1 protein-coding gene is annotated in these 497 nt (G+C 72.0%); it reads left to right on the top strand.

Features of this window, described 5'->3' with window-relative positions; all coding sequences use genetic code 11:
• A partial coding sequence (locus J5M67_RS28015) for an AMP-binding protein (protein ID WP_207888622.1) occupies positions 1 to 497 on the top strand: 497 nt, incomplete at both ends.

The following is a 497-nucleotide window of genomic DNA, read 5'->3' on the forward strand; positions in this document are numbered from 1 at the left end:
ATCCAGGTTTGCGCGGAGCGGGTCGACGCGGCCGACGATCCCGTGCCGGTCGGCCGCCCGATCGACAACGTCCGGCTGTACGTCGTCGATTCGCGCAACCGGCTCTCGCCCGTGGGCGTGCGCGGCGAGATCCTGATCGGCGGCGCGGCGCCCGCGCGCGGCTATCTCGATCGGCCGGCGCTCACCGCCGCGCGCTTCGTCGCCGATCCGATCGATCCGCGCGCGCCGCGCGTCTATCGCAGCGGCGACGTGGGCGCGTGGCGCGCCGACGGCCGGCTCGACTTTTTCGGCCGCGCCGACGATCAGGTCGCGCGGCACGAGCGCCGCGCGCTGCAGCGGATAGAGCACGGTGCCGAGCACGCCTCGGACGATTTCGAGCGTGTTGAAGCGCGCGTCCGAGACGAGGAGCGCGATCGCCAGGACGACGAAGAAGATCAGCCGCGCGAGCGCGGACGGACCTTGTTTGAACAGGGGCGGCGGACTGTATTCCATGGTCG

The organism is Pseudomonas sp. 30_B, assembly GCF_017491605.1.
Lineage (GTDB): Bacteria > Pseudomonadota > Gammaproteobacteria > Pseudomonadales > Pseudomonadaceae > Pseudomonas.